Annotated in this window: 6 protein-coding genes; 4 read left to right on the forward strand and 2 right to left on the reverse strand. The window is 59.7% G+C overall.

Going from position 1 to position 6,961, the window contains the following annotated elements; translation table 11 throughout:
• Positions 1-823 precede the first annotated feature (823 nt).
• Positions 824-1,720: a patatin-like phospholipase family protein gene (locus BLV97_RS20255; protein WP_160169156.1), complete on the reverse strand. Its 897-nt coding sequence runs from the start codon at positions 1,718-1,720 to the stop codon at positions 824-826.
• 240 nt (positions 1,721-1,960) lie between these two features.
• On the opposite strand from BLV97_RS20255, the gene BLV97_RS20260 reads away from it, so the two are divergent.
• The gene (locus tag BLV97_RS20260) at positions 1,961-4,321 is read left to right on the forward strand and encodes a heavy metal translocating P-type ATPase (protein WP_035839794.1); all 2,361 of its coding nucleotides are present in this window, start codon (positions 1,961-1,963) and stop codon (positions 4,319-4,321) included.
• Between the two features lie 9 nt (positions 4,322-4,330).
• Here the strand turns inward: BLV97_RS20260 and BLV97_RS20265 are convergent.
• A protein-coding gene (locus tag BLV97_RS20265) for an IS5 family transposase (RefSeq protein ID WP_092164229.1) occupies positions 4,331-5,088 on the reverse strand; the annotation gives its coding sequence in 2 pieces (ribosomal slippage) (positions 4,331-4,764 and positions 4,764-5,088; 759 coding nt in all).
• Positions 5,089-5,384: 296 nt separating this feature from the next.
• Between BLV97_RS20265 and BLV97_RS20270 the strand changes: the two genes are divergently transcribed.
• From BLV97_RS20270 to BLV97_RS21010, 3 genes are all read left to right on the forward strand, one after another.
• Positions 5,385-6,026, forward strand: a complete 642-nt coding sequence (locus tag BLV97_RS20270; RefSeq protein WP_051645910.1) for an RNA polymerase sigma factor — start codon at positions 5,385-5,387, stop codon at positions 6,024-6,026.
• 51 nt (positions 6,027-6,077) lie between these two features.
• Complete coding sequence (locus BLV97_RS20275; RefSeq protein ID WP_035839788.1) at positions 6,078-6,359, forward strand: hypothetical protein; 282 nt, start codon at positions 6,078-6,080, stop codon at positions 6,357-6,359.
• 193 nt (positions 6,360-6,552) lie between these two features.
• The gene (locus tag BLV97_RS21010; RefSeq protein WP_143037601.1) at positions 6,553-6,918 is read left to right on the forward strand and encodes a hypothetical protein; all 366 of its coding nucleotides are present in this window, start codon (positions 6,553-6,555) and stop codon (positions 6,916-6,918) included.
• The last annotated feature ends 43 nt before the right edge of the window (positions 6,919-6,961 follow it).

A 6,961-nucleotide genomic window follows, 5' to 3' on the forward strand; every position in this document is an offset into this window, starting at 1 on the left:
CCGCGCCTGCGCCCATTGCTCACGCCGCCGAATGATGGCACACAAATGCAGAACAAACTCGACTTACGAGTGGCCCTGAAAATAGGGGCAGGTCACTTTGATTCAACGCATTGATCTTGATGGAGAGGATCGGTTCGAGGTGGCATCTTCCCTCAACATCCGATCAGGTACGCTGAACGTGCGTCTGCACAGGGCACGCGCAACACTTCGTGAAAGCCTTCTCAAGCACTGCGGTTGCTGCTGTGAAAACGGCTTCGACGATTGCTCCTGCCCGCCGCATGGCTGTTCGTCCACTCCCAAAATCACAAATCTCGGTGATTGCTGCGGCGACGAACGTTCGATCCACCCAGTGTAATGGTCTTGGCCCTGCGAGCGTCACCTCCCTAAACGCCGTGGAACGGTTGTGGGCTGAGAGAGCAAGAAAATGGCCAACGAAAAAACAGGGTGTTCCCAATTGGTGGTCGACGAGGCCAAGTATGGGGCAGAATTCCAAAGACTGGTCGACGCACTGTTCTGCGCCTGCTTGTCTGATCTGGACGCACCTGAAAAGACCTTACGCCGGGACTTGTTTCGCATGGTCGATCTGGAAGGACTTGAGCTCTCCAAATCTGCCGAAGCGCTAGGGATTTCGAGTGCGGAGGCCAGAGACCTGCAAGAGAAGACCAGACGCGAAATCGCAATTCTGCTGGTCCTGGGGCTCGACGCGTTCGCGCATGCGGACGTGAATGACCCTAACGCGGTGCCGAAATCAAGGCAAGGAGACAGACTGAAGGACTTGAACGTGGCGGGGGGTGTGCGAAACCAAGTAGGATGCTCGAGCACCTTACATTTCGGCCGGTTGGACTTTGACTTCAGGATCGAGCAGCTTCTTGATCTCATCATGTGCGCGGCGGGTGGCCACGGCCCCTGCAGCAATGCAGTGACGCTTCAACCGGAATTCAAGTGTGCCGATTGTTTGGGTGAATGCGGGCCGGATAACAAGGTCGGCCTGCGCGAAACGCAGCCTTGCATGTTCGTATTGGCAGACCTCAATAGAGCGCAACATCGCCTGCAAGCCGTTTTTGGGACCGGTGGTATTTTCGCGCTGGCTGGGATCGACGGCGATTACAGCTTCGACGCCGGCGGCTCTTGCCACATCGACAGGCGCGATGTCCGCGTAGGCCCCATCCATGAGTATGTGATCCCCATGCACAAGGGGCGGCAAAATTCCGGCTAATGCGGCGCTCGAATAAATGCAATCCGTCGCTCGCCCCTCGTCGAATACCACGCGTTGACCCGACAGCATGTCGGTTGCGCAAACAAAAATCGGAATCCGGCCGTCCTGCAGGTTCTTGCCCTTGGTCAGATCGGTCAAGACATTGCGGCCCCAGGTTTCGGTGCGTGCTCCAACGCCCCAGCCGAAATACATGTCCCTGGCGGCAAGAAGCGCAATCCTGAAGCCCCTCAGTCTCGCAATCAGACCTGGCAGTCGAAAGTCGGGCGTTGCCGGAAATCCGCTGGTGTCCATCTCAACCAGTTCGTTGTACCAGTTGTCGTTTAGGGCGTATGTCGCAGCAACAACCGCCCCCATCGACACACCGACGATGGCACTCGGGATGTAGCCTCTGGCAACCAGGGCTTTGAGAACTCCCGCATGTGACAACCCCCGTGCCCCGCCGCCACTGAGAACGAGGGCAAAGGATTTGTGGGGTCGTTCACTTGTGTCGGCCTGGCGTGTCATTGTTCGGCTCCGCATTCCGCACTTTAAGGATAGCTTCGTCAATGGCTTGAGAGCCCTTACTGCATGGTATCCCGTGAAGGACTGACGCCCGCCATCAGCCGATGTTACCGGCTGTTGCGGCGCGCCAATCGCAAAAATCCGCCGCTGTTTTCATCCTTTCATGTAACAGCCGCCACCGAGCGGCGTCTATTATTCTGACGATCTTTTGAGACTGCGCGAAATTTTCGACAGGAGCCAACCATGAAAACTTTGACCCTAGAGGTCCGCGGGCTGTTCGAGGAACTCGATCATCTCGGGGTTGAACGCCATTTGATGGCGCTCATCGGTGTCCACCGCGCCGAAGCAAACCCTGCCTCGGCCAGCGTAACGGTGCAATATGATGAAGCGGTGGTGGATGAGAAAACCCTACGCGGCACGATTGAGAAGTGCGGTTTTCACTGCGCCGGAGAGCAGCTTCCCGAGCACATCTGCAAAATGGACCACAAGGATCATACCGGTCATGAGGGGCATGCCGGTCACGCTGCCCATGGCGCAAAGGCGCCGACCTCTCACGAGGAGATGGCGCACGAGATGGGGCATGGCGCCGGTCACGACATGGCGGCGATGGTCAAGGACATGCGCAACCGCTTCTGGGTTGCGCTGCTCTTTACCGTCCCGATCTTCATTTATTCGCCGATGGGCGGAATGTTCACGCCTCCTGCGCCTCCATTCGGCTTGAGGCTGGACCTCTGGCTGTTCTTTCTTGGTAGCGCGGCAATTGTCTGGCCGAGCTGGCCGTTCTTCATCGCGGCATGGCGCGCATTAAAAAATGGTATTCTCAACATGGCCGTGCTGGTGGTTTTGTCTGTCGGCACCGGATACTTCTTCAGCGTCGGATCGACTTTCTTCTTCCCTGGCGTTCAGTTCTATGAAGCCGTGGCGGTTCTGCTGGTCTTTATCCTGCTTGGCCATTGGCTGGAAATGCGGGCCCGTGCGGGTGCCTCCGAGGCGATCCGTGCGCTGCTTGATCTGGCACCGCCCATGGCCGTGGTCCTGCGAAACGGGGAGGAAATCGAGGTGCCCACCGCCGAGGTTCTGGCCGGCGAGACCGTCATCATCCGACCCGGCAACAAGATCCCGGTTGATGGCGAAGTGATCGAGGGCGAGTCGGTTGTCGATGAATCCATGCTCACGGGCGAGTCTATGCCCGTCGCCAAGAAACCCGGCGACAAGGTTGTGGGCGCGACCATCAACAAGACTGGTAGCTTCCGCTTCAAGGCGACCAAGGTCGGCGCGGATTCCGCGCTGGCCCAGATCGTCAAGCTGGTGCAGGAGGCCCAGAACTCCAAGGCACCCTCGCAGCTTTTGGCCGACAGGGCATCGCAGTGGCTTGTGCTGATCGCGGTCATTATCGGGCTTGCGACCTTTTCGGTATGGTTCTGGTGGATCGGTTCGCCGCTTCTATTTGCTGTCACCCTGACGATCACGGTTTTCGTGATTGCCTGTCCCGACGCGCTTGGCCTTGCCACGCCGATGGCGGTGATGGTCGGCACCGGGATCGGGGCGCGGAACGGCATCCTGTTCAAGAACGCAGGGGCGCTTGAAGAGGCAACGAAGCTTGACGTCATCGTGTTCGACAAGACCGGAACGCTGACCATGGGGCAGCCGCGCGTCGTGGATGTGGTGCCTGCTGACGGAACGGATGCCGATACTGTGCTGCGGATGGCGGCCGCGGTGGAGCGCGGGTCCGACCACCCGCTGGCGCTGGCGATCATCGAACGCGCCGAGGGGCTGGACGTGCCCGGAACCGGTGCCTTCCTCAACATCGAAGGCAAGGGTGCACAGGCCGAGATCGAAGGTGAGCTGGTCTACCTTGGAAACCGTAGGCTCATGGACGAGCAGAAGATCGACCTTGCCGATCTTTCGGCGGCGGCGGACGACCTGAAGGGCGAGGGGCGCACTGTGGTACACGTCGCTCGTGGCGGAAGGTTACTTGGACTTGTGGCCATTGCCGACGCACCGCGTCCATCCGCCAAGGTGACGGTCGCGAAGCTGCGTGAACGGGGCGTCGAGGTGGCGATGCTGACCGGCGACAACGAGGGCACGGCCAAACGCATCGCGTCGGAACTGGGCATCGACATCATCCTGGCGGATGTTCTGCCGGGCCAGAAGGCCGACAAGGTCAAGGAGTTGCAGACCCAGGGCAAGCGGGTGGGCATGGTCGGCGACGGCGTCAACGACGCCCCGGCGCTGACGCAGGCCGATGTCGGCTTTGCCATCGGTGCTGGAACGGACGTGGCCATGGAAAGTGCCGATGTGGTGCTGATGAAAAGCGACCCGCACGATGTTCTCGGTGCGATTGAGCTTTCGCGGGCCACGTTGCGCAAGATGCACCAGAACTTGTTCTGGGCGGTTGCCTACAACGTGGTGGCGTTTCCTGCGGCTGCCGGGGTTTTCTATCCGCTTGTGGTCAGTCCCGCCGTGGCGGCGATTGCGATGTCGGGCAGTTCGGCGCTTGTCGCGGTGAATGCACTGCTCCTGAAACGTACCCGGCTGGACGGGGTCAAACAGTCCGGACAGCCGGAGGCTTTGGTCTCCGGCGTCCAGGCGGCTGAGGCCTAGGGTCAGGACTCATAGCCAATAGATGACGGTTGCTGCGAGAGCGATTACCGAGAGGAAGACCTTCGGACACCTATCGTAGCGGGTTGCCACGCGCCGCCAGTCCTTGAGCCTGCCGAACATGATCTCGATCCGGTTGCGCCGTTTGTATCGGCGCTTGTCGTACTTCACGGTTTTCTTGCGCTGCTTTCGACCGGGGATACACGCGCGTATCCCTTTGTCTTTCAATGCTTCCCTGAACCAGTCGGCGTCGTAGCCGCGGTCTCCGAGCAGCCAATCGACATTCGGCAGGCTGCCGAGCAATGCCCGTGCGCCGATGTAGTCGCTGACCTGACCGGCGGTGACGAACAGGTCGAGCGGCCGCCCCTGGCTGTCGCAGATGGCATGCAACTTGGTGTTCATGCCGCCCTTGGTTCGGCCGATCAGGCGTCCACGCCCCCCTTTTTCGCGCCCATGCTGGTCGCGGTCCGGTGGGCCTTCAGATAGGTGGCGTCAATCATGACCGTCTTCTTCTCACAGTGCTCGGCGGCAAGGCCGACCATGATCTGCGCGAAGATGCCCTTATCACTCCACCGCTTCCAACGGTTGTAGAGCGTCTTGTGCGGGCCGTATTCAGCAGGCGCGTCACGCCAGCGCAACCCATTGCGATTGATGAAGATAATCCCGCTCAGCACACGCCGATCATCGACGCGCGGCTTGCCGTGGGACTTCGGGAAATAGGGCTCAAGACGCGCCATCTGCGCATCTGTCAGCCAGAAGAGATCAGACATGTTCACCGCTCGATTTCTGAACGGTGAATCACGCAGTCCGCCCGAAATCAATGGGTCCTGACCCTAAGCTGAGGGCGTTACGCGAGACGGCGAGACTGTGAAAAATGCTGCGCTTTTGTCTTCAGCAACCATGCGGATAGAATTCATCGGTGCAATGGATGGCTGATTTCAAAAACTCTGCCATTGGAATTTCGTCTTGGAATGGATAGGTTCGAAGCATTTACCGATGGCGACATGTCTAATGAATCGGCCTGCCGGGTTGGATCGGAACTTCTATGCAAGGGCGGCGTGCAACCATGTCGGAAATCAAAAATCATATCCCAAAGGACAGCCACGCCGATCAGCCCGGCCTCGAAGCAACCCTGTCGGTGAACAGAAATGCGTTTTTGGCTTTCCTAGTCAAACGGCTGGGAAACCGGGCCGATGCCGAGGACGTGCTGCAGGAATTTTGCATCCGCGTTCTGGCACGTAAGGATCAGCTGCGCGAGGCGGACCGCATGGATGCCTGGCTCTATGCGGTGTTGCGGTCAGCGCTGAATGATCACTATCGCAAGTCGGGACGGTCCAGGCGTCTGAAGGAGGCTGTCGCACTGGAGGCTCAGTCCGCTGTTTTCACCGATGACCCGGTCGAAGACATGGACGTGATCTGCAACTGCGTCAAAGGGTTGGTCACTGAACTGCGTCCGAGTGATGCCGAACTGATCCGCCGAATTGACATCGACGACGGTGATCGCGCGATGGTTGCGGCAGACCTGGTGCTGAAAGCCGGAACGCTGAATGTCCGTCTTCACCGCGCCCGCGCCGCGTTGGGTGACGCACTGGTGGCCCACTGCGGCCCTTGTTGCCGTCATGGCTTTGACGATTGCTCCTGTCCGCCGGTCGGCTGCGAGCATCCTGTTGAAGAGACCGATTGCGGAAACGAAGAAAGCGCCTTGTAATGCTGCGCTCCGAACGGCGTCTTCAAACCAAAGCCGTTTCAGGAGTATCGCATGGCTGGTATGACGAAAGAGGATCGGGCAACCGAGAAGCTGTTTTCGGGCCCCTTGTGCAGCTGCAAAAACGCCGTGCAGGCCGATATCGGGAAGCTGTCGGGCGAGTTGTTCCGCAGAGTTGATACCGAAGGCCAGAGCATCGAGGTCGCGGCGGAGGCTTTGGGGCTCGGCACGCGGGAAGCTCGTACGCTCTTGTTCATGTTTCGAAAGCGCATGGCCACTGCCCTTGTCGGTTCGATGTCGGCTGCGCACCCAGCCCGCGGGCCCAAGCCAAATTAGGGTATTGGTCCGGCGCATGATCCTGTCCTTGGCGCGCCGCGCGGGATTCAGCGAGACTGCTAATTCCAGATCTCTGTAATGTCCGGCCGCAGCCAGCGTCTTACCTTCAGATCGCCCGGACGGTTTCCCGCAGAAGGGATCGCGAACGGCTGGCCCGGGCGGCGATTGCATCTGACAGGTGAAAGGAAAAGTCATGAAACGCCCAATCGAAAGAACGCAAACCAAACGCTCGGTCCCCGAATCAACCAGTGACAGCTCCCCTGTGCGGATGGATCGTCGCAGCGTGCTCATTGGCTCCGCAGGACTGGCTGCTGGCGGAGTTCTGGCTTCGACCGCCGCGCGTGCGGATGGAAACGGGTCCACGCAGCCCGCGCAGAGCCAGTCGGCAAAACCGGGCAGCGGGGCGGGAAACCGGCTCTACAGTTCCAATCCGACCCATTCGGACATGGCCGACATCAGCCAGAATCCAGCCAACGTGCCGCCGGCGATTACCCGCCGCGAGCCCGCAACGGTATTCGTCAAGGTAGTTGTCACGCGCATTCGTTTTCAGGCTGCTTGATCAGCCGGCCCGGCGACGGGTCCGCCGCCGCCAGCTTCATGGG

It is taken from the genome of Allgaiera indica (assembly GCF_900106675.1).
Taxonomy (GTDB): domain Bacteria; phylum Pseudomonadota; class Alphaproteobacteria; order Rhodobacterales; family Rhodobacteraceae; genus Acidimangrovimonas; species Acidimangrovimonas indica.

What these genes read in the sequence shown, in the direction of transcription:
- BLV97_RS20255 (WP_160169156.1), bottom strand. Translation starts at nt 1,720, where the DNA reads ATGACACGCCAGGCCGACACAAGTGAACGACCCCACAAATCCTTTGCC.
- BLV97_RS20260 (WP_035839794.1), top strand. Translation starts at nt 1,961, where the DNA reads ATGAAAACTTTGACCCTAGAGGTCCGCGGGCTGTTCGAGGAACTCGAT.
- BLV97_RS20270 (WP_051645910.1), top strand. Translation starts at nt 5,385, where the DNA reads ATGTCGGAAATCAAAAATCATATCCCAAAGGACAGCCACGCCGATCAG.
- BLV97_RS20275 (WP_035839788.1), top strand. Translation starts at nt 6,078, where the DNA reads ATGGCTGGTATGACGAAAGAGGATCGGGCAACCGAGAAGCTGTTTTCG.
- BLV97_RS21010 (WP_143037601.1), top strand. Translation starts at nt 6,553, where the DNA reads ATGAAACGCCCAATCGAAAGAACGCAAACCAAACGCTCGGTCCCCGAA.